Genomic DNA, 21,522 nt, shown 5'->3' with positions numbered 1-21,522 from the left:
TTCTGTTTGTATTAGTAAACCGTTTCTTTAAAGAAAAATCCGGTATCCAACGGGCGATGTTTTGGCTGGATCGCTTCGATTTTCGCCAGCAGCTCATCCTTTTCTTCCTCGTATTGCTTCCGATTTTCGGCACATAAATCAATGGCGCGGCGATATAGCTTTGTCACTTCCGTAATATAGTCTGGCTGATGCAATACTCCATCAATTTTGAAGCTGTCGATGCCTGCATCCACCATCTCACTAAGCTCATCAATAATGCAAATATCGTTCGGGCTCATAATATGTGTGCCGTTTTCGTCTTCAAAAATCGGGTATTTACTATCGCGCTCTTTATCATACAAAAACATGCCTTTTTCATATTTTTTTCGTTCGATTTCCATTACTTTTCCTTGATATTCGAAATAGTTTCCAATTAAAGAGCGTTTAGATTGATACATGCAAGTCATCCCGTGCACTTGCACTTCAATTTCTACTTCGGCGTGCTCTTTAATTTCTAAAATCGCATCCATATTTAATTCCCGGGCGAGGACAGCACGTTTCGCTCCTTTCCGTCCCCAATAATTGCACGTATACCAGTTTGTTGCCGTCGTTTCTGGATTCCAATGCAATTTCATATGAGGGGCCACTTCACGTACAGTCATTAAAACCGCCGGGTCGCCAAAAACAATCGCATCCACGTCTGTATCAGAGAGAAACTTTATATAATCACCAAGTTCGTCCACCTTGTCGTTATGGAAAATTGCATTCATCGCAACATATACTTTCATGCCATATGAACGGGCAATCTTCACCGCCTCTGCCACATCCGCACGGGAAAACTCTCCCGCTAGGCGCAGACCGTAACGCTGCTGGCCGATCATCACCGCATCAGCGCCGGCATTGGCTAAATCATGTATATGAGAAACGCTCGTCGGCGTCACTAATAATTCTGGTTTTTTCATAGCTTTTCACCTCTTTTTCGTGATATGGCGATCCCATCGCCGATCGGAAGAATGACTGTTTCGTAATCAGACCGCCCGATAAGCCATTCGTTGTAGCGGCGAATTTTCGACACTAACTGGCGAATCCGTTTATTTTCAACCGGTTCTTCGGTTGCGACAAGCCCCTTGAATAATACGTTATCCGTAATGATTAGGCCGTTTTCTTGCAATAGCGGCTCATACATTTGAAAAAAACGCTGATATTGCCCTTTCGCCGCATCGATAAAAATGACATCAAACGGGGCATATTTTGCGACATCGTTGTATACGTTCAGCGCATCGCCGAAAATTACGCGAATTTGCTCGCTTGTCCCCGTTTTGTTTATATAAAAAAGCGCGCGTTCATATCGCTCTTGATCCCGCTCAATGGTCACGATATTTGCATCAGGAAGCGCTTTTGCCATGCGAATGGCGGAATAGCCAATAGCAGCGCCGATTTCCAAAATACGCTTCGGCTTAGCAATTTTTAATAATTGCAGCATCATTTCAATTCCGACAACCTCCATAATCGGAATATGATGCTGCTTGGCGTAACGCTCTATCTCTTTTATTTGCTCATCCCGTTCAGGGATAAACTGTTCAAGATAATGTGCTACTTCTTTTAATATCAAAAGAGCCCCTCCTCGTAAAAATAAGAGTCACATAAGGACTCTTATTACAGGGTGGTGATTGATAACTTTATATATACTACCATAAAACATGCGAAATGCGAAATATTTTTGCTCCTGCTCCAGCGATTCACATATCATTCTATTGTTTTCCAATGTATTTTTCTTTCTCGCGATTATGTTCTTCCAATGTCTTTGTAAAAATGACATCCCCTGCTGGTGTGGCAAGAAAATACAAATAATCGGTTTTCGCAGGTTTCAGTGCCGCTCGAATCGACATTTCCCCAGCGTTCGCAATCGGTCCGGGAGGAAGTCCTTTATGAATATACGTATTATAAGGAGATTTCACTTCTAAATCTTTATAATAGACGCGATCTTTATGTTTACCAAGCGCATATAAGACAGTAGGGTCTGTCTGCAACGGCATGCCTATACGGAGACGGTTGTAAAACACGCTCGCGATTTTTTCGCGATCTGCCTTTTCTGTCGCTTCTTCTTCAATTAAGGAAGACATGGTTAAAAGCTGATGTGTCGTCATGTTCATTTCTTTCTTATCACGTTCATACTTTGCTAATACTTTTTCTGTTTTTCTTAACATCGTTTCCACAATCTCCGCAATAGAAGGCTTTTTTTCATGAAAGGAATAAGTAGCAGGAAACAAATAACCTTCTAGTGGGTAGCGTATATTTTTATTTAAAATATCTTTGGATAAAATGGACGGGTATTTTTGAATAAGATTTTCGATATATTTGCGGTCATTTAATTGTCGAAGCACTTCTTCTTTCTTATACCCTGTTTTCTCCGCAATAATAGCAGCAATTTGCGTAATTTGCGTCCCTTCCGGAATAGTCAGCTTTAACCCCTTTTTTTCTGTTACTTTTCCCGTTTTTAAGACGGCAATAATATCTCCCATCGACATGGATCGATTTAATCGGTATTCTCCCGCTTGAAAACCAACATGGTTTTTCAACTTCACGTAATAGCGAAACACCAATGAGCTTTTAATTAGCTGTTTTTCTTCTAACATATTGGCAATATCATTAACAGAAGAGCCGATCGGTATCGATATATGAACAGGAGTGCGGTCATCCGGATCGACGGGTTGTAACGCTGATTTTATATAGAAATAGCTTCCTCCTGCTATAGCGATGCATGCGATAAAAACAGCGATGCAAACAATCAACACAATCTTTCGTACAATTTGTGCATCTTTTTGAAAAAATTGGTCATTATACATGGAAAACCTCCTTTCACTCGTGATATTATACTACAAACTTTCACATTTTTCGCTATCCTCCTGCTTTTTTCTACAAAAAAAGATGGCCCATCTATCATCGGCCATCTTTGTATTTTCTTATTCTTCATCTTGTTCGGCGCAGAACGTATTCCATACCTCTTCAATCATTTCCCATTCTTCTTCTGATTCAATCGGCAACAATTCTCCTTCTTGCTCTCCCTCTCCTGGAATAAATGCCGACACATGAATTTCCGTTTCTTCCTCATCTTCAAATTCTGCGCCTACCGGATAATAAAACACATAAGATTTTCCAAAATCCTCTGATTCAAACGTAAACAATATTTCACACAATTGTTCGTTGCCGTTTTCGTCGACAACAGTAATATGTCGATCTCCGTGTTCCATATTTTCTCCTCCATTTACTGTTTGCTGTCAAGATATGACTGTAAAATAACGACAGCCGCCATTTTATCGATGACTTGCTTTCGTTTTTTCCGGCTGACGTCAGCGGTGATTAACATCCGCTCCGCTGCCATTGTGGACAAACGTTCGTCCCACAATATAACAGGAAGCGAAAATTCGCTCTCTAATAATTTGGCAAAGCGCTGACTCGCCTCTGCGCGCGGTCCGACTGTACCATTCATATTTTTTGGAAATCCAACGACGATCGTATCGACTTCGTATTCATCAATAATTTCCCGGAGCCGTTTTAATCCATATTCTCCGCGTTCCTCATCAATCGAAATCGTTTCAATGCCTTGCGCAGTCCAGCCTAATTCATCGCTAACGGCCACCCCAAGCGTCTTTGTTCCTAAATCAAGTCCTAATACACGCATACGTTAATCCTTTCGCTGTCCTTGTAAATAAAATTTCACTAATTCTTCAATTAATTCATCGCGCTCCACTTTTCGAATTAACGTCCGGGCATCTTTATGACGAGGGATGTAAGCAGGGTCGCCAGATAGTAAATAACCGACAATTTGGTTAATTGGATTGTACCCTTTTTCTTGAAGAGCGTCATACACCGTTAACAACACTTCACGAATATTCGTTTCGGCCGGCTCTTCAGAAAAATGAAACTGCATAGTTTGGTCAAATGAGCTCACCGTTCCACCTCTCTCCGTTCTGGCATCTCCCTATCTTACATCCATTGTACACTATCTTTGCCAATTATCAAACGGATTTTATCCATTGTTCGACATATTGCAAGGCTTCTCCGACTTTGCTTGGGTCCTTTCCGCCTGCCTGCGCCATGTCAGCGCGGCCGCCGCCTCCACCTCCGCAGCGAACGGCAACTTCTTTAATCAATTTTCCGGCATGATATCCCTTTTCAATTAAATCATTTGTAATTCCGGCGATCAAGTTTACTTTTTCCCCTTGTACAGCTGCTAATACGATAATCGCCGATCCTAATTTTTGTTTTAGTTCATCCACCATTGTGCGCAAATGATTCATGTCATTGGCATTTACTTTGCTTGCGAGCACAGGAATTCCGTTTACCTCTTTCACTTTGTTTACAAGGTTGGCTGCTTCCATGTTTCCGAGGCGTGCCGCAAGTGATTCATTTTCACGCTGCAATTGGCGGATCTCATTCATTAACGCATCAATGCGGTTAACAATCTCTTTCGGATTCGTTTTTAATTTTTGTGCGACTTCTTGCAACAAGGTGATTTGTTCATTCATGAAGCGATACGCCGCTTCGCCTGTCACGGCTTCAATCCGGCGAGTGCCTGCGCCAATACCCGATTCAGAAACGATTTTAAACAAACCGATTGCCGAAGTGTTTGGCACATGGCAGCCTCCGCAAAGCTCTAAACTGTAATCGCCTACTTGCACGACACGGACGATATCCCCATATTTTTCGCCGAATAAAGCCATCGCCCCCATCGCTTTTGCTTCCGCAAGCGGCTTATAGAAAATCTCGACAGGAATGCTGCGCCAAATTTTTTCATTGACAATCGCTTCGATGCGTTCTAACTCCTCTGGTTTTACTTGTCCGAAATGCGAGAAGTCAAAGCGCAAGCGGTCTGGGGCGACTAGCGATCCTGCCTGGTTGACGTGTGGCCCGAGCACGTCTTTTAACGCTTGATGCAACAAATGGGTCGCCGTATGATTTTTAATAATGCTCGCCCGTTTCGCCTCATCGATTTGCGCTGTATATGTTTCTCCTTTTTTCAACGTTCCTTTTTCGACAATGATATGATGCAGATGCTGCCCGTTTGGCGCTTTTTGGACATCTTTTACAAACGCTTTTGTCGTTTCATTTTCAATCCATCCCTGGTCAGCGATTTGACCGCCGCTTTCCGCATAGAACGGGGTTACATCCAATATAATTTGCGCTTCTTCTCCTTCTTTCACCTCATTGACAAGCTGGCCGTCTTTTACGATAACGGCGACAGTAGATTGCGCATGAAGCTGATCGTAACCGACAAACTCGCTTTCTATTTTGATATCGCCAAGCACACCGCCTTGTACTTGCATCGAATCAACATCTTGGCGAGCAGCGCGAGCGCGCTCGCGTTGACGTTCCATTTCCCGTTCAAATCCGTCATGGTCGACTTCCATTCCTTCTTCATGCGCGTATTCTTCCGTTAGTTCAACTGGAAAGCCGTAAGTATCATAAAGGCGGAACACATCTTCTCCGGAAATGATATTGCTTCCGCGCTCTTTTTCTTTTTGGATGACGCTTGCTAAAATCGCCAATCCTTCATGAAGCGTTTCATGGAAACGCTCTTCTTCATTTTTGATGACTTTTTGGATAAACGCCGCTTTTTCTTTTACTTCTGGATAGAAGTCATTCATAATTTCGCCAACAACTGGCACCAACTCATACATAAACGGACGTTCAATATGAAGTTGTTTTGCATAACGAACCGCGCGGCGCAACAAACGGCGCAATACATATCCACGGCCTTCATTAGATGGAAGCGCTCCATCGCCAATCGCAAACGTGACCGCCCGAATATGGTCGGCAATCACTTTAAATGCTACGTCTTTTTCCTTATCGACACCGTATTTTTCCCCGGAAATTTGTTCTGTCGCGCGAATGATTGGCATAAATAAATCTGTTTCAAAGTTGGTTGGCACTCCCTGCAAAATCGAACACATCCGCTCTAGTCCCATGCCTGTATCAATATTTTTCTTCGGAAGCGGTGTATACGTGCCGTCTGGGTTATGGTTGAATTGCGAAAATACCAAGTTCCAGACTTCTAGATAGCGGTCATTTTCCCCGCCTGGATACAACTCTGGATCATTTGGGTCATTTCCAAACTCTTCGCCGCGATCATAGAAGATTTCTGTATTCGGTCCGCTCGGTCCTTCTCCGATATCCCAGAAATTTCCTTCCAAACGAATAATGCGTTCTTCCGGAAGGCCGATTTCTTTATGCCAAATTTCAAACGCTTCATCGTCTTCCGGATGAATCGTTACAGACAACCGGTCCGGATCAAAGCCAATCCATTTTTCGCTTGTTAAAAATTCCCACGCCCAATGAATTGCTTCTCGCTTAAAATAATCGCCAATCGAAAAGTTTCCGAGCATTTCGAAAAATGTGTGGTGGCGTGCCGTTTTTCCGACATTTTCAATGTCGTTTGTACGGATGGACTTTTGTGCGTTACAAATGCGCGGATTATCCGGAACTACGCGGCCATCAAAATATTTCTTTAATGTAGCAACACCGCTGTTAATCCACAACAATGACGGATCATCGACAGGAATGAGCGACGCACTCGGTTCAACCGCATGGCCTTTTTCTTTGAAAAAATCTAAAAACATTTTCCTTACTTGTGCGGAAGTAAGCTTTTTCATCATGATCCTCCCTTTCTTCGCCGTATTGAACTTGAATATAAAAAACTCTCATCCCCTTCAGGGACGAGAGTTACGCTCGCGGTACCACCCTGTTTATGAACGGCAAGCCGTTCATCACCTCAAACGCCGTAACGTGGCTATTACGTCAGGTTTTGCCTGCGCTCCGGATTAGCGTTCTGTTACCCTTCATCTGGAATTTCTTTCAGCCGCGGAAATTCCTCTCTGTGCGCGAGCACGCGCTTTAAGATGGACTGTAACATACTCGATCCGTCATCGCGTTATGTATTCGCTTTTTCATTGAAGATTATAGACAAGCTGCATTTATTTGTCAATGTGGTTGATAATGTTCTTTCCAATGAAGAAGAGCCACTTTTAATACGGCAAGAAGCGGAACAGCAACAATAAGGCCAAGCACTCCTGCGATTTCCCCGCCAAAAAATAAAGCAAACATAATCGCGAGCGGATGCATATGCAAACTTTTTCCGACGATGAGCGGCGATAAAATATTGCCTTCTAAAAATTGAAGAAGAAAAATAATGACAGCGACAATAAGCACCATTTTTAGCGAAACGGTAGCTGCCAAAATCACGGCGGGAATCGCCCCAATCACTGGTCCAAAATATGGAATAATATTCGTTGCCCCAATAATAAACCCAAGTAAAAGCGGATAATCCATACCAGCAATCCATAAAAGAAATGCGGCAACACTTCCAATTAATAACCCTACAAACAATTGTCCGCGTATATAGTTGCCAAGAGATTCTTCTACATCTTTTAAAAATGCGATCCCTGGTTCGCGCCATCGTTTTGGAGTAATGTACCATACTGCTTTTTTCAATTGATCGATATCTTTGAGCATATAAAAAACAATAAACGGAATGAGCAAAAACAACATCGCGGAATTTACAATCCCTTTTACGCCATTGATCACCATTGTTAACGCATTCGCTGCTGTTTGTTCCAGCTGTATGAGCATTGCTTCAATTCTTGTGTGAATTTCCATTGGCCATGCCGATGTTTGATTATGAATTTGTTTTGTCCAGTTCCGATATGTCTCTATCAATGCCGGCAAACTTTCGCTTAAATCTTTTAGCTGTTGAATAAACAGCGGAATTCCTTTATAAAGCCCATACCCAATTCCACCGAAAAAAAGAAAATAAATGAACAAAATAGCCGCCCAGCGCGGAATGCCTTTTTCATGAATGTATTCCACCAATGGATGCAATAAATACGTAATAAACGCGGCAATGAAAAACGGAATGAGTGCAGTAGCGAATAAATCAACAACCGGCAGCCATACTTCTTTCATGCGAATAACTAAATAAATAATGATCGTAACAAACAGCCATTTGCCAACACGAATGATGGACAGCCATTGCTTCTCTCCCATGGCAACACCCCCTATCGTTAGTGTGGGTGCAGAAAACGGAATTATACAAAAAAGCACCGACTCCCGTAAGAAATATCGGGAATCGGCACTTTGTACTTCTTGCTAACGAATCGCTTTCGCCACACGGCGGCGCATTTTTTTCATGGCACGATTGTTCATCAAACCGTTGCGTTGTGCAAATTGGTAAGCAGCAACTCCTAATCCTAACGCTAACAGAGAGGTCATTGTGCGATTCATGCTCGTTCCCTCCTAAAATTGGATCGTGCGCTCATGTTCATCAAACAAGTCATCTAGCGAGCTTAACGTTCCGTCTTCCTCGACTTGATGAGCATGAATAATTCCCTTCGAAACAGAAAGCTCGATAAAGCAATCCCAACAATAATATTGGTTGACACCAATTTTCCCTAAATTTTTACTTTTACAATTTGGGCAAATGAGCACAAACAGCCACTCTCCTTACATGGTCGTGTTTACAATAACCGCTTCTTCCCCTACCGTAAAAGGGACAGCGTCTACTCGCTTTTTTCCTTCCGTCAAATCGGCAAAAAAACCGTCTGTGATCTCATATCCTCCGATTATGCCCAATTGCCCATGAAAATATACATCTTCTAATAATCCGAGTTTTTTCCCATCCGCGGTAATCACCGGTTTTCCGGCAATTCCCCGCTCGCCGTAAAGAGAGTAGCCATTTTGGAAAGAGGAGAACGATTGTAAAAGCGCAGCATCATAAACGACAACTCCATCCGCTCCGATCGCTTGGATGCCGTCAAGCGGAAGATATCGATGGCGCGCAAGCCATCCTTTGCTTTCCACGATAAATCCTTGAACTTTCCCCATATTGGTAAAACAAATATCACTTATTTTTCCAACAGTGTTTCCCGTTTTTTGTTCATATACGGGAAGACCTTTTAGATGTGAAAATGTCCGCAAAGATCTCTCCACCTTTCCAGACATGTTTAGCTTGGCTAGTCGTTCATAAAATCATACGGTGAAACGTTTTCCATTCCGATGTTCGCATCCTCCATCGGCAGTTCTCCTTCTGTAATCGGTGCAAGAGATCTTTGCAACTTTTCCGTTAACGTTGTTTGCCGAGCCCCATCATCACTGCGGGCAATGCCTAACTTAAACGCTTCTTCTTCCCCACATAAAATTAAAAACTGTTTGCTTCTTGTCACCGCAGTATATAATAAATTTCTCTTTAACATGCGATAATAGCTTTTTACAACCGGCAAAATGACAATTGGAAATTCGCTTCCTTGCGATTTATGAATGGAACAACAATACGCATGTGTAATTTGCGACAAATCTTGCCGCGAATACGTTACCTCAATGCCATCAAAAGAAACAACGACTAAATCTTGTTTTTCCGTATTTTCTTTTGCGTAAAAAATGGAGACAATTTCACCGATATCACCATTAAATACATTGTCATCAGGCTGATTGACAAGCTGCAGCACCTTATCGCCAACCCGATACACTACATCGCCGACAGAAAGTTCCCGCTTTTTCTCTGATTTTGGATTAAACAAATCTTGCAACACTTGATTAAGGCGGTCAATTCCGGCAGGACCGCGATACATTGGCGCAAGCACTTGAATATCTTTTACTGCAAAGCCTTTTCTTCGCGCATTATCAGCAATTTGCCGGACGACTTCAGCAATTTGCCCTGTCTGACAGCGAATGAATGAGCGATCCGCCTTTTGTGCGGTTAAATCCGGGGGGATGACACCATTTTTCATTTGGTGCGCCAATTCAATAATCGATGAACCTTCCGCTTGCCGATATACTTCTGTTAGCCGAATGGTCGGGATGACACCCGCTTGTAATAAATCCTTTAACACTTGTCCAGGTCCAACGGATGGCAGCTGATCTTCGTCGCCGACGAGAATCACTTGCATGCCGTCCGGAATCGACTTAAATAGCTGATTGGCCAGCCACGTATCGACCATGGACATTTCGTCAACAATTAAGAGCTTCCCGCGAATCGGCTCATCCTCATCATGTGTAAAGCCTTCCGCGCCATTCCAGCCAAGCAAACGATGAATCGTAACAGCAGGCAATCCCGTCGCTTCACTCATTCTCTTTGCTGCTCTTCCTGTCGGCGCGGCAAGCAAAATCGGAAATGGGTGATCTTTCGTGTAATCTTTCGGATCGAGAGAAAGACCGTGCAAATCAGCGAAAATTTCTACGATTCCTTTAATCACCGTCGTTTTTCCTGTGCCAGGACCACCCGTCAAAATAAATAACGGGGAAGAAATCGCTTGTCGAATGGCTTCTTTTTGCAAGGGAGCATATTGAACGGATAAACGTTCCTCCAGCCTTCCGATCGCTAATAAAAATTCCGATTCCGGAAACGTCATCACTGCTTCTGTTTGTTGCAAAAGACGTTTTACATTGGTTACGATTCCTTTTTCGGCAAAATAAAGGGATGGAATATAAAATTTTTCCTCTTCATTGATTAATTTTCCTTCCTCCGCAAGCATTAACAGCATTTGCTCGATGGCTTCCTCACTGATCGCTTCGTTCCGTTTCGCCTCCAAAAGCTGTTTCGCGCTTGTCATAAGCTGTTCTTTCGTCACATAAACATGCCCTTCTTGAAGACAATCCCGCTCTAACACAAACAAACAAGCTGCACGAATGCGCGCAGGATGGCTGCCGGAAATTCCAAGACGGTATCCTAATTCATCGGCGCGGCCAAATCCGATCCCTTCCACATCTTCGACAAGCTGGTATGGATTTTGCTGGATAACAGAAAGGGTTTCATCTTGATATACTTGGTAAATTTTCATCGACAATTGCGGACCAAAACCAAATTGAGAAAGAGCAATCATCGTTTGTTCTAACCCTTCATGGGCACGCAACGTATCATACAACTCTTTTGCTTTTTGTTTTGACAATTTCGGAACATCGTCCAATACGCTAGGATCCGCTAAAATTTTCGAAATAGCATTTTCGCCGAGCGCTTCGACGATCGCTTTTGCCGTTTTTTTCCCAATTCCTTTAAACAAATCGCTTGATAAGTAATGAATGATTCCGTCTTTTGTGTTTGGAAATTGTTTCCGAAAATGTTCCACAACATATTGCCGCCCGAACTTCGGGTGGTCGTGAAATTTTCCATAAAAAATATACGTATCATGCTCATTCATTTTGGGGAAATATCCAGTTACAACAACTTCTTGTTCATCATATGCTTCGTTCGTTTCCACCACTCGAACGCGAACGACGGAATATAAATTTGCTTCATTATGAAAAATCGTAGAAATATATGACCCTTTAATAAACGATGTTTCCCCTAAAACAAAGGATTCTTGTTGCTGCAATGGGAATCCCCTACCCTTTTTCCTAACGCTTTTTCCATCATCTTTTTCCCATATCCCGCCAACAAATGGTCCGGCTGAATCTGAAGAGCGGTCGTAAACATTTCCATCGCTGTCTTTATATCATCTTTATAAGCATATATAACACCTAAATTATAATACGCATCTGCATGTCTGCTATCTAACTGAATCGTTTTCTGAAAATAATTCATCGCTTCATCAACAAATTCGAGTTGAGCAAGACATAGCCCAAGCTGAAATATCGCCTCGGTATCTTGTTCATTCAACTCCACCGCTCTCTGTAAATACGGAAGAGCAAGACGCGGTGCCTCTAAATGCATCAACGACATTCCAAGCATAAAAAAGGCGTCTCCATCGTTTAGCCCCTTTTGAATAGCTTGTTCAAACATATCCTTCGCCTGCGCAAATTGTTGACGCTTGTAATATACAGATCCTATCCCGTAATATGCGGTCGCCGCGTTGTTGTCGAGCTCAATCGCTTTTTTGAAAAAATGGAGCGCTTTTTCCTCTTCTCCAGCACTGGCTAACACTGTTCCAAAATTAATGTAGCCAATCGGGTCATCCGGATTTTCCTCAATCGCATCATGAAAGCATTTTATCGCTTCTTCATAGTTTCCTTTTTGCATATGGGAAATTCCTATTTGATTTTTATCTTCCATTTTCCGTTCACTCCTTATATCAATTATAGCACATATGTTCGTAATTTTCTATCAATTTATAGAAAAACCCCAACCCACAATAGAGTTGAGGCTTTTTTTGGCTGTTTGGATTGCTTCTATTTTCTTCGTCCACAGCTTTCTTAGCTGCACAAACCGCCTTTCGTTTGTCTAGGCAACATACCAAAGTTTTTCTCCATTGCGGAATACTTCGTCTATCGTTCCGCCGCCGAGACATTCTTCACCATTGTAAAATACAACAGCTTGTCCCGGCGTAACAGCGCGAACCGGCTCATCAAAGACGACTTCTACTTTGTCATCGTCGATAATATGAACAGTAACACCTGTATCTGGCTGACGATAACGGAATTTTGCCGTGCATTGGAATGAATTTGTCGGTTTGCGGTCCGATACCCAGTTAACATTTGTCGCAATGAGCGAAGTCGAATATAAATATTCATTGTTGAATCCTTGTGCAACGTACAAAATATTTTCTTTTACATTTTTGCCAACGACAAACCATGGCTCGCCGCTTCCGCCAATGCCAAGACCGTGGCGCTGCCCGATTGTATAATACATCACTCCGTCATGCTTTCCTTTCACTTCACCGTCCAGTGTTTGCATAATACCTGGCTTCGCCGGCAAATAATTGCTTAAAAACTCTTTAAAATCGCGTTCGCCGATAAAGCAGATTCCCGTGCTGTCTTTTTTTGTCGCTGTGACAAGCCCAGCATCTTTAGCAATTTGCCGTACTTGCGCTTTTTCGAGATGCCCGATCGGAAACATCACTTTCGATAGTACCGACTGCCCTAATTGGTTCAAAAAATACGTTTGATCTTTATTTTGGTCAACACCGCGCAACATTTTATATTCGCCGTCGCGATACTCCACTCGCGCGTAATGCCCGGTCGCTACGTAGTCAGCGCCGATCGATAGCGCATGTTCTAAAAATGCTTTGAACTTAATTTCTTTGTTGCACATGACATCGGGATTCGGAGTGCGTCCAGCTTTATATTCATCCAAAAAATACGTAAACACTTTATCCCAATATTGTTTTTCAAAATTAACAGCGTAATATGGGATTCCAATTTGATTGCAGACGCGTACAACATCTTCATAATCTTCTGTCGCTGTGCAAACACCGTTTTCATCTGTGTCATCCCAGTTTTTCATAAAAATCCCGATGACATCGTATCCTTGTTGTTTTAAAAGCAACGCCGCTACCGATGAATCAACGCCGCCTGACATGCCGACAACAACGCGCGTATCTTTTGGGGCTTTGTTCATTTTATTCACCACCTTATCTACTCATTTGTTAATCTCTTCACAATTTTTACTGTTTCCGATGCCGCACGTTCAATCTGTTCTTTCGTATTGCCTAAACCAAAACTAAAGCGAACGGAAGAACGAATGCGTTCCGATTCCTTGCCAAACATCGCCACAAGCACGTGCGATGGATCGATCGAACCAGCAGTGCATGCAGAACCGCTTGAAGCTGCTATCCCCGCCAAATCAAGATTGACAAGCATGGATTCCACGTTCGTTCCAGGAAATGCGACATTGACGATATGTGGCAAACAATGATCTTGATTTCCGTTAACATAATAAGAAATGCCTGACTCCGCAAAAATAGACAGCATCGCCTCTCTCATCGAACGGTACTCCTGTTGCTTATGGTTCATTGTCTCTTGGGCAATTTCCACCGCTTTAGCAAATCCAACGATGCCGGCTACATTTTCGGTTCCAGCGCGACGCTTCCGCTCTTGTTCTCCGCCATAAAAAAGCGGGGACAGTTTTACCGTTTCACGGACATATAAAGCGCCAATTCCTTTAGGACCATTTATTTTATGGGAAGAAACAGACAACAAATCAATATGATGATCGTTCACATTAATTGGAACGAGTCCATACGCTTGCACCGCGTCTGTATGAAAGTAAGCTTGATGATCCTTTAATAATTCGCCAATCTCGCCAATAGGCTGCAGCACGCCTACTTCGTTGTTGGCAAACATGATGGATACAAGAATCGTATCATCACGGAGCGCTGCTTTTACATCTGCCAATGAAACGTTCCCTTTTTCATCAACAGGGAGATAAGTTACTTCAAACCCTTGTTTTTCTAAGTACTCACATGCGCGCAATACAGCATGATGCTCAATCATCGTTGTAATAATATGGCGTCCTCGATGACGATTCGCCATCGCCGTTCCGATGAGCGCAATATTATCCGCTTCCGTTCCTCCGCTTGTGAAAATGATTTCTGATTCTTTCGCACCGATGCTTTTTGCTACTACAGTTCTTGCTTCATCGACTGCCTGACGGCTTTGTCTTCCGAAATAATGAATGCTTGACGGATTTCCAAACACTTCGGTCATAAACGGAATCATGCGCTCCACTACATCTGGATGAACAGGAGAGGTAGCAGCATGATCCAAATAAATTCGATCCAATGATCATTCTCCTTTCAACTTTAAATATAAAACATGTATGCACCCTCATCGCCTTCACTATATTTCGCTAAATCTTCCAATGTCGTGTTGTCCAACACTTCCTCTACGGCATTACGAATGCGAATCCATAATTCGCGTTTTGCCGGTTCTTCCTCATCTAGCTCTTCCACAGGAGTAATTGGCCCTTCTAATACACGAATAACGTCCCCGGCAGTAATTTTAGCCGGATGATCTGCAAGCACGTACCCGCCATATGCTCCGCGGATACTTTTGACAAGCCCGGCATTCCTCAGCGGTGTAACAAGCTGTTCAAGATAATGTTCAGATAAATTGTTCGCCTTTGCAATGGAGCGTAACGAAATTGGGCGATCTCCATACTTTTTTGCGAGTTCAATCATAATCGTTAATCCATATCTACCTTTTGTTGAAATCTTCATCTTACTCCCCCTAATGATTTATAAACCATGTGTTTCAATATCAACTCGTCTTACTAATATCCATTCTGCCATACGCTGGCATTGCGGCAAAGCAACGCCGGCTACAGACCCAATCATAATGCAAAATATTAATGTTCCAATCGATACTGGCCCGCCTAAAATCCAGCCGATAAAAAGAACAAATGCTTCCATCGCAATCCGTATATATTGCACTTTCCACCCTGTTAATTCCGTCAATGCAAGCATTAAGCTGTCACGCGGACCTGCTCCTATATTAGCTGAAATATATATTCCCATTCCATAACCCGTAATAACAATCCCAACAAGCAGCATAACAAACTTGCCGATTAATGTATTTGGGACTTGTAAATACGGAATCATCATATACAAATCAATAAATATACCAACGAAAATCATATTGAGAAAAGCGCCAATTCTCGGAAGTTGTTTTAAAAGTAAAGCAGAAATCGTTAAAACCACAAGGCCGACAATAATCGACCACGTTCCAATCGTCAATCCAAAATTCCGGTATAATCCGATATGCAGTACATCCCATGGCGCGCACCCGACATTCGCTTTAATCGTTAATACGATGCCGAACGACATAATCAATAGCCCGATAAAATAAATAGCCCATCGGAAAATAGATGCATATTCGCGATGAGAATGGGCCATATTCTCACCCCATCATAAATGAAATAAGCAAATCGATTGTCATTATATCATAAAATTTCGTTTCCTTCATTGCCGGAATTTATTTCGTTGTTTTAACTGTTCTAACCGTTCATACACTTTCGCATAATATTTTTCCTCTCCGTTTTCCTTCGGTGAGTAATATTTCACTCCTGCCAATTCATTTGGCAAATATTGTTGAAAAACCCAACCATTTGGATAATCATGCGGATATTGATACCCTTTTCCATGTCCGAGCACGCTTGCCCCTTTATAATGAGCATCTTTTAAATGATCAGGAATATCTCCGATTTTTCCATTGCGTACATCATCAATCGCGGCATCAAGCGCCTTATAGGCAGAATTCGATTTCGCGCTTAAACATAACTCGATCGTAACCACAGCAAGTGGAATTCTCGCTTCAGGAAGCCCTAATCGTTCAACCGCTTCAATCGCCACTTGTACTTTCACTCCCATCATCGGATTTGCCAGCCCAATATCTTCGTACGCAATAACAAGAAGCCGCCGGCAAACAGCCGCCAAATCCCCTCCTTCCAGCAAACGAGCTAAATAATGCAGCGCCGCGTCCACGTCACTGCCGCGAACACTTTTTTGGAACGCGGATAAAAGCGAATAATACACATCCCCTTTCTTATCATGGGTAAATCCTCGATTTTCCACAAATTCTCTTACCGTTTGTTCACGAACACGAATTTGACCGTCGTTTTCCGAAGCATATACAATTGCTTCTAACAGATTCAACGCTAAACGGGCATCCCCACCGGACGATTCCGCAATCATGGAAAGCAAACGTTCCTCCATGTCAATCGAAAGTTTTCCTAATCCTCTGTCACGATCATGCAAAGCTCGCTGTAAAAGTATAAGAATATCGGCAGGCTCAAGACGCTTTAACTGTTTTATTTGCCCGCAGCGGCTGCGGATGGCTGGGTTCACTTCATGAAACGGATTTTCCGTTGTAGCGCCGATGAGCGTAATCAGCCCTTGCTCGATGTGGGGAAGCAAATAATCTTGCTGCGCCTTGTTAAAACGGTGAATTTCATCAATAAATAAAATAACGTTTCCCGTCAGTTTCGCCGTTTCCACTACTTCTTCCAGCTCTTTTTTTCCGGAAGCCGTAGCATTAATGGCAAAAAAATCGCGCTGCACCGTCCCAGCAATCGCATGCGCCAACGACGTCTTCCCCACTCCCGGCTCTCCATATAAAAGCAGCGAAGGAACGTGGCCGTTTTTAATCATTTTGTATAGCGCGGTATGCGGGCCGATAATATGTTGTTGCCCGACAATCTCGTCAATGTTTCTCGGTCTCATCCGAACAGAAAGCGGTTCTGAAGCAAACAGCATAGGCATCCCTCATTTCGTCTGACAGCATTACTATTTGTTGATTCATCTTCTGTCCCTCTTCATCTCGGCAAAACCGCTTCATGAAAAACAGAAACAGCAACTTTCGATTTCCTTTCAAGCTGTGCCTTTTCACCATTCTGTACTGTCCGGTAATTTCTGCAGCAATGCGGCAAGATTTTTTGCCCCACTATTTATACAGCCTATATTCCAATATCTTTTCCTTGTTATTATAATGGATTTTTTTCTGAAAAAAAATGAAACAACTATGCCAACTATAACGTAATGAAAAAGAGAGCTCGTAAAACGAGCCGTCCTTCATATCGGCATGAAACAGACATGCAAGCTGAATTATGGCAATAGCTGTTTGCTTAAGCCATCCGATTGAGCTGATGTGAGTTTGCTTCAAACTGGTGAATTCAAAGGAAGGTGCTGCTTATCTGCCAGATAGCAGAGAGAAAATGGAATCATTCGCGAGATATCCATTTTAAGGGCAAAAAAGACTTCCCGGTTTCAGGAAGCCTTTGGATGCGAAGATGATGCGATCCGGCTGCGAAAGTCAGCATTGCTGAAAAGGATGGGGACATCAACTAAGCAAAAGGTACAATTGATTATATTATTTTTCTTTTAAATGAAAATATTTTTTGATTTGCCTTTGTAAAGGCAAGGTATCTTCTATATCTTTTAAATTGGAGAGCATTCCTTGGATGACCGGGATTCTTGGCTTTTCATTGCTGATTTCCGACTCCAGTACGTCTAGTGTTATATAGAGGTCTGAGGAATGAGAATACTGCTTTTTGATTTTTCTTATTTGGTGAAGCAGATCCTTTTTATGGAGCTTTTTTGTTAATTGGTTAATATGTAAGAACCCTTGATCCAGCTCTTCAAATGGCACGATTGCTTCTTTACCGTTTTTCAATAAACCTTTAACAAGATCATCCATCCGTTGGAGAATAAATGTTGCCAGTTTATAATAATCGATCTTTTTTTTCTGAAATAACGTCCAATGCATATATGATTGAAAAATGCCATGTAAAATGATGATTAAATCACCGATAAATGGTTCAATTTGCTTTCCGTAAATGTCCATTAAAGATAATTTATAAAATTGTGTGGTTTCCACATACATTTTATGCGGGAGGTTGAAAAAATGCTAGACCGAATTATTCATTTTTCCTTAAAAAACAAATTTGCTGTTTGGCTGCTCACCATCATTGTTATGGCAGCAGGCTTATATTCAGGAATGACGATGAAACTTGAAACCATACCGAATATTAACACACCAGTGATTAGTGTCGTGACGGCCTATCCGGGAGCAACCCCAGAAGAAGTGGCAAATAAAGTGACGATACCGATTGAAAAAGCTGTAAAAAATTTAAACGGGGTAGATATTGTTACTTCCTCTTCTTTTCAAAATGCCTCATCTGTACAAATTACATATGATTATGAAAAAGATATGGATGAAGCGAAAAAAGAATTAGAAGAAGCATTAACGTCGATACAGTTTCCTGAAGGTGTGGATAAACCAAAGATTTCGAAAATAAGCTTTAATTCTATTCCGGTAATGGCTTTAAGCATTTCGGATAAAAAGGCGTCGCTAGCTGATCTTACAAAAATGGTGGAAGACGAGATTGTCCCATCATTGGAAAGAATTAACGGCGTTTCTTCGGTGCAAATTTCTGGCCAACAAATCGAAGAAGTGCAAATCGCTTTGGATGACAAAAAATTGGCACAGCTCGGTTTAAATAAAGAAACGGTGCAAAATGTAATCAAAGGTTCCGATGTATCCTTTCCTCTCGGTTTATACACGTTTAACGATAAAGAGCAATCCGTTGTCGTAGATGGCAATATAACAACATTGGAAGATTTGAAGAATTTAGAAATCCCGATCATCCCACAAGCCAGCAGTCCAAATAATGGAATGAATGCAAATGCTGGAGGCCCGGATCTTCAAGGAGGCCAACCGGCGCCCGATGCCAACCATTCAGCAATCACGCCAAACCATAACACTGGCAACCAAACGATCGCGCGAAATAACCAAGCAAATGGCTTAAGCCAGCAAGCACAAGGCCTTCCTACAGTAAAATTAGGTGAGATTGCTGATATTCAAGTCGTTGAAGAAGCGGAATCGATCTCAAGAACGAATGGAAAGGAAGCGATCGGCCTTCAAATTGTTAAAGCAGCAGATGCGAACACAGTAACGGTCGTCAATGAAATAAAAAAAGAATTAGATAAATTTGCAGATAAAATGGATGGATTACAAATCATAACAAGTTTTGATATGGCAACACCAATCGAAGAATCGATCAAAACAATGGTCGATAAAGCGTTATTTGGTGCTCTATTTGCAGCGATCATTATCCTTTTATTCTTAAGAAACATTCGCTCAACTCTCATTGCCGTGATTTCCATCCCACTATCTGTCTTAATTGCTTTACTCGTATTAAAGCAATTAGATATTACACTAAATATGATGACGCTAGGCGCAATGACGGTTGCGATTGGCCGCGTCATAGACGATTCGATTGTTGTTATTGAAAATATTTATCGAAGACTGCATTTAAAAGAGGAAAAATTAAAAGGAAAACAGTTAATCCGAGAAGCAACAAAAGAAATGTTTATTCCGATCATGTCATCCACCATTGTCACGATAGTTGTGTTCCTTCCTCTCGGACTGGTTAAAGGGATGGTCGGAGAATTATTTTTGCCTTTTGCATTAACCATTGTTTTTGCTTTGCTCGCTTCATTACTTGTTGCCATTACGATTGTTCCTTTAATGGGACACACTTTATTTCAAAAAGAATTAAAAGGACAAAGTGAGCATAAAAAAGAAAAACATGGAAAACTTGCAGAGCAATATAAGAAAATCTTAAATTGGTCATTAAACCATAAAATTGTAACAAGCCTCATTGCCGTATTCCTTCTTGTTGCAAGTGTATTTCTCGTCCCTGTGATCGGTGTTAGCTTTTTGCCTGCTGATGAAGAAAAAATGATGGTCATTACCTACAAACCGGCTCCGGGCGAAACGCTTGAGCAAGTAAAAGAATATACGTTTGCGGCTGAAAAATATTTCTTAAACAAAAAGAATGTGAAAACAGTACAGCTTTCAATTGGCAGCGAAAACCCAATGAATCCTGGGGATACAAACAGTGCAATGATGTTCGTTGCTTATGATGATGACACTCCAAATTTTGAAAAAGAAAAAGAACAAGTGATTAAAGACCTTCAAGGAAAAGTAAAACAAGGAGAATGGCAGCAACAAGATTTCTCCGGTAATGCAGGCAGTAATCAACTAGTATACTATGTGTATGGGGAAAGCAGGGAAGAATTGGAGCCAATCGTTAATAAAATCCAAGACCTTATGAAAAAGGAAAAAGATTTAACCAAAATCGACTCCAGTATTTCCGAAACCTATGATGAATTTACGTTAGTTGCTGATCATGAAAAATTAAGCAAACTTGGCTTAACAGCAGCACAAATTGGCTTAGAACTAATGCCAACAAGACAGAATCCAGTTGTAACAACAATTGAAAAAGACGGAAAAGAATTGAATGTGTATTTTAAAATAGAAGAACAAAACCATGAAAGTATCAATGATTTAACCAATCAAAAGATTCAGTCTCCACTCGGATTTGAAGTGCCAATTAAAGAGTTAGTGGAAGTAAAGAAAGGGAAAACGTCCGATACAATTACCCACCGGGATGGAAAAATTTACGCAGAGGTTAGCGCCCAAGTAAAAACAAAAGACGTATCCAAAGTGGCGGCAAGCTTGCAAAAAGAAGTGGATAAGATTAAGCTGCCTAAAAATGTTGAAATATCAACAGGCGGCGTAACCGAAGATATTACCGAAACATTTACTCAACTAGGATTAGCGATGATAGCAGCGGTTGCGATCGTCTATTTTGTCCTTGTTGTCACATTTGGCGGCGCACTTACGCCATTTGTCATCCTATTCTCATTGCCGTTTACCATTATTGGGGCATTATTGGCTCTCTTCATAACAGGTGAGACCATTAGTGTTTCAGCGATGATCGGTGCTCTTATGCTGATCGGTATTGTCGTGACCAATGCGATCGTATTAATCGACCGTGTGATTCATAAAGAAAAAGAAGGACTAAGCACAAGAGAAGCTTTACTCGAAGCCGGAGCAACTCGCCTGCGTCCAATCTTAATGACAGCACTCGCGACAGTTGGGGCATTAATACCGCTAGCAGTAGGAATGGAAGGCAGCGGATTGATTTCGAAAGGAATGGCGGTGACCGTTATGGGCGGATTAACAAGCTCCACATTGCTGACACTGTTAATTGTCCCAATCGTGTATGAATCATTAAGCAGATTTAGAAGAAAGAAATTCCAAGAAACAGAAGAATAATTCATGCAAAAAGGCACCAGTGAAAAATCTGGTGCCTTTTTCGATGATGGCAGGAATGAATATTCTAAGCAACCAGCAAATCCCCGAGTTGTCATGATGCAGATCCATAAAAAAATGATTAGTAAACTTTTGACTTGGATAAAATATATAGAAAGTTTAAATTTTCCAGTATGAGGAAAGAATATCATCTATCAACATCGATTGCGGGGTGCAGTG

21 protein-coding genes are annotated in these 21,522 nt (G+C 41.9%); 2 read left to right on the top strand and 19 right to left on the bottom strand.

Going from position 1 to position 21,522, the window contains the following annotated elements; all coding sequences use genetic code 11:
- Positions 1-11 precede the first annotated feature (11 nt).
- From FNL97_RS04840 to FNL97_RS04750, 19 genes are all read right to left on the bottom strand, one after another.
- A complete protein-coding gene (locus tag FNL97_RS04840; RefSeq protein WP_062677182.1) occupies positions 12-941 on the bottom strand; it encodes a peptidase U32 family protein in 930 nt (309 codons plus the stop codon).
- Entirely contained in the window at positions 938-1,591 is a 654-nt protein-coding gene (locus FNL97_RS04835) for an O-methyltransferase (protein ID WP_143415152.1), read from the bottom strand. Before FNL97_RS04835 ends, FNL97_RS04840 begins: the two co-directional genes overlap by 4 nt.
- A 139-nt stretch (positions 1,592-1,730) precedes the next feature.
- Positions 1,731-2,825, bottom strand: coding sequence for an endolytic transglycosylase MltG (gene mltG / locus FNL97_RS04830; RefSeq protein ID WP_015864594.1), 1,095 nt, complete (start codon positions 2,823-2,825; stop codon positions 1,731-1,733).
- 117 nt (positions 2,826-2,942) lie between these two features.
- On the bottom strand, positions 2,943-3,230 hold the full coding sequence (locus FNL97_RS04825) for a DUF1292 domain-containing protein (RefSeq protein ID WP_015864595.1): 288 nt from the start codon (positions 3,228-3,230) through the stop codon (positions 2,943-2,945).
- Between the two features lie 14 nt (positions 3,231-3,244).
- Positions 3,245-3,661, bottom strand: a complete 417-nt coding sequence (gene ruvX / locus FNL97_RS04820; RefSeq protein ID WP_015864596.1) for a Holliday junction resolvase RuvX — start codon at positions 3,659-3,661, stop codon at positions 3,245-3,247.
- Between the two features lie 3 nt (positions 3,662-3,664).
- Positions 3,665-3,931, bottom strand: coding sequence for an IreB family regulatory phosphoprotein (locus FNL97_RS04815; protein ID WP_015864597.1), 267 nt, complete (start codon positions 3,929-3,931; stop codon positions 3,665-3,667).
- Positions 3,932-3,998: 67 nt separating this feature from the next.
- Positions 3,999-6,632 (bottom strand): alanine--tRNA ligase, encoded by a 2,634-nt coding sequence (alaS, locus tag FNL97_RS04810; protein WP_097354777.1) that lies wholly within the window; start codon positions 6,630-6,632, stop codon positions 3,999-4,001.
- A 328-nt stretch (positions 6,633-6,960) separates the two neighbouring features.
- A complete protein-coding gene (locus FNL97_RS04805; RefSeq protein WP_143415151.1) occupies positions 6,961-8,022 on the bottom strand; it encodes an AI-2E family transporter in 1,062 nt (353 codons plus the stop codon).
- Positions 8,023-8,124: 102 nt separating this feature from the next.
- Complete coding sequence (locus FNL97_RS04800; protein ID WP_015864600.1) at positions 8,125-8,259, bottom strand: YrzQ family protein; 135 nt, start codon at positions 8,257-8,259, stop codon at positions 8,125-8,127.
- Positions 8,260-8,271: 12 nt separating this feature from the next.
- On the bottom strand, positions 8,272-8,463 hold the full coding sequence (locus FNL97_RS04795; RefSeq protein WP_015864601.1) for a YrzR-like zinc ribbon domain: 192 nt from the start codon (positions 8,461-8,463) through the stop codon (positions 8,272-8,274).
- Between the two features lie 15 nt (positions 8,464-8,478).
- Complete coding sequence (locus FNL97_RS04790; protein ID WP_143415150.1) at positions 8,479-8,952, bottom strand: PRC-barrel domain-containing protein; 474 nt, start codon at positions 8,950-8,952, stop codon at positions 8,479-8,481.
- A 35-nt stretch (positions 8,953-8,987) separates the two neighbouring features.
- A complete protein-coding gene (gene recD2, locus FNL97_RS04785) occupies positions 8,988-11,342 on the bottom strand; it encodes an SF1B family DNA helicase RecD2 (RefSeq protein ID WP_143415149.1) in 2,355 nt (784 codons plus the stop codon).
- Positions 11,315-12,019, bottom strand: coding sequence for a tetratricopeptide repeat protein (locus FNL97_RS04780; protein ID WP_143415148.1), 705 nt, complete (start codon positions 12,017-12,019; stop codon positions 11,315-11,317). Before FNL97_RS04780 ends, recD2 begins: the two co-directional genes overlap by 28 nt.
- A gap of 168 nt (positions 12,020-12,187) precedes the next feature.
- Positions 12,188-13,303, bottom strand: a complete 1,116-nt coding sequence (gene mnmA, locus FNL97_RS04775; RefSeq protein WP_015864605.1) for a tRNA 2-thiouridine(34) synthase MnmA — start codon at positions 13,301-13,303, stop codon at positions 12,188-12,190.
- A gap of 17 nt (positions 13,304-13,320) precedes the next feature.
- The gene (locus tag FNL97_RS04770) at positions 13,321-14,466 is read right to left on the bottom strand and encodes a cysteine desulfurase family protein (RefSeq protein ID WP_062677176.1); all 1,146 of its coding nucleotides are present in this window, start codon (positions 14,464-14,466) and stop codon (positions 13,321-13,323) included.
- Positions 14,467-14,486: 20 nt separating this feature from the next.
- Positions 14,487-14,903 carry a cysteine metabolism transcriptional regulator CymR gene (gene cymR, locus FNL97_RS04765; protein WP_015864607.1) on the bottom strand — a complete coding sequence of 139 codons (417 nt, stop codon included), beginning with the start codon at positions 14,901-14,903 and terminating at the stop codon, positions 14,487-14,489.
- Between the two features lie 18 nt (positions 14,904-14,921).
- Positions 14,922-15,578 carry a YczE/YyaS/YitT family protein gene (locus FNL97_RS04760; RefSeq protein ID WP_015864608.1) on the bottom strand — a complete coding sequence of 219 codons (657 nt, stop codon included), beginning with the start codon at positions 15,576-15,578 and terminating at the stop codon, positions 14,922-14,924.
- A 66-nt stretch (positions 15,579-15,644) separates the two neighbouring features.
- Entirely contained in the window at positions 15,645-16,937 is a 1,293-nt protein-coding gene (locus FNL97_RS04755) for a replication-associated recombination protein A (protein WP_143415147.1), read from the bottom strand.
- Positions 16,938-17,550: 613 nt separating this feature from the next.
- Positions 17,551-18,057 (bottom strand): hypothetical protein, encoded by a 507-nt coding sequence (locus FNL97_RS04750; RefSeq protein ID WP_286173483.1) that lies wholly within the window; start codon positions 18,055-18,057, stop codon positions 17,551-17,553.
- 27 nt (positions 18,058-18,084) lie between these two features.
- Between FNL97_RS04750 and FNL97_RS04745 the strand changes: the two genes are divergently transcribed.
- Together FNL97_RS04745 and FNL97_RS17910 are read left to right on the top strand one after the other, a co-directional pair.
- Complete coding sequence (locus tag FNL97_RS04745; protein ID WP_143415146.1) at positions 18,085-21,306, top strand: efflux RND transporter permease subunit; 3,222 nt, start codon at positions 18,085-18,087, stop codon at positions 21,304-21,306.
- A 3-nt stretch (positions 21,307-21,309) separates the two neighbouring features.
- Positions 21,310-21,480, top strand: a complete 171-nt coding sequence (locus FNL97_RS17910; RefSeq protein WP_155116375.1) for a hypothetical protein — start codon at positions 21,310-21,312, stop codon at positions 21,478-21,480.
- Positions 21,481-21,522: the final 42 nt, after the last annotated feature.

It is taken from the genome of Geobacillus sp. E263, from assembly GCF_007197795.1.
GTDB lineage: Bacteria > Bacillota > Bacilli > Bacillales > Anoxybacillaceae > Parageobacillus_B > Parageobacillus_B toebii.
This window is presented reverse-complemented; position numbering and strand designations above follow the sequence as displayed.

What these genes read in the sequence shown, in the direction of transcription:
- alaS (WP_097354777.1), bottom strand. Translation starts at nt 6,632, where the DNA reads ATGAAAAAGCTTACTTCCGCACAAGTAAGGAAAATGTTTTTAGATTTT.
- FNL97_RS04755 (WP_143415147.1), bottom strand. Translation starts at nt 16,937, where the DNA reads ATGCTGTTTGCTTCAGAACCGCTTTCTGTTCGGATGAGACCGAGAAAC.
- mltG (WP_015864594.1), bottom strand. Translation starts at nt 2,825, where the DNA reads ATGTATAATGACCAATTTTTTCAAAAAGATGCACAAATTGTACGAAAG.
- FNL97_RS17910 (WP_155116375.1), top strand. Translation starts at nt 21,310, where the DNA reads ATGCAAAAAGGCACCAGTGAAAAATCTGGTGCCTTTTTCGATGATGGC.
- FNL97_RS04840 (WP_062677182.1), bottom strand. Translation starts at nt 941, where the DNA reads ATGAAAAAACCAGAATTATTAGTGACGCCGACGAGCGTTTCTCATATA.
- FNL97_RS04805 (WP_143415151.1), bottom strand. Translation starts at nt 8,022, where the DNA reads ATGGGAGAGAAGCAATGGCTGTCCATCATTCGTGTTGGCAAATGGCTG.
- mnmA (WP_015864605.1), bottom strand. Translation starts at nt 13,303, where the DNA reads ATGAACAAAGCCCCAAAAGATACGCGCGTTGTTGTCGGCATGTCAGGC.
- FNL97_RS04800 (WP_015864600.1), bottom strand. Translation starts at nt 8,259, where the DNA reads ATGAATCGCACAATGACCTCTCTGTTAGCGTTAGGATTAGGAGTTGCT.
- FNL97_RS04780 (WP_143415148.1), bottom strand. Translation starts at nt 12,019, where the DNA reads ATGGAAGATAAAAATCAAATAGGAATTTCCCATATGCAAAAAGGAAAC.
- FNL97_RS04825 (WP_015864595.1), bottom strand. Translation starts at nt 3,230, where the DNA reads ATGGAACACGGAGATCGACATATTACTGTTGTCGACGAAAACGGCAAC.
- FNL97_RS04745 (WP_143415146.1), top strand. Translation starts at nt 18,085, where the DNA reads ATGCTAGACCGAATTATTCATTTTTCCTTAAAAAACAAATTTGCTGTT.
- cymR (WP_015864607.1), bottom strand. Translation starts at nt 14,903, where the DNA reads ATGAAGATTTCAACAAAAGGTAGATATGGATTAACGATTATGATTGAA.
- FNL97_RS04760 (WP_015864608.1), bottom strand. Translation starts at nt 15,578, where the DNA reads ATGGCCCATTCTCATCGCGAATATGCATCTATTTTCCGATGGGCTATT.
- ruvX (WP_015864596.1), bottom strand. Translation starts at nt 3,661, where the DNA reads ATGCGTGTATTAGGACTTGATTTAGGAACAAAGACGCTTGGGGTGGCC.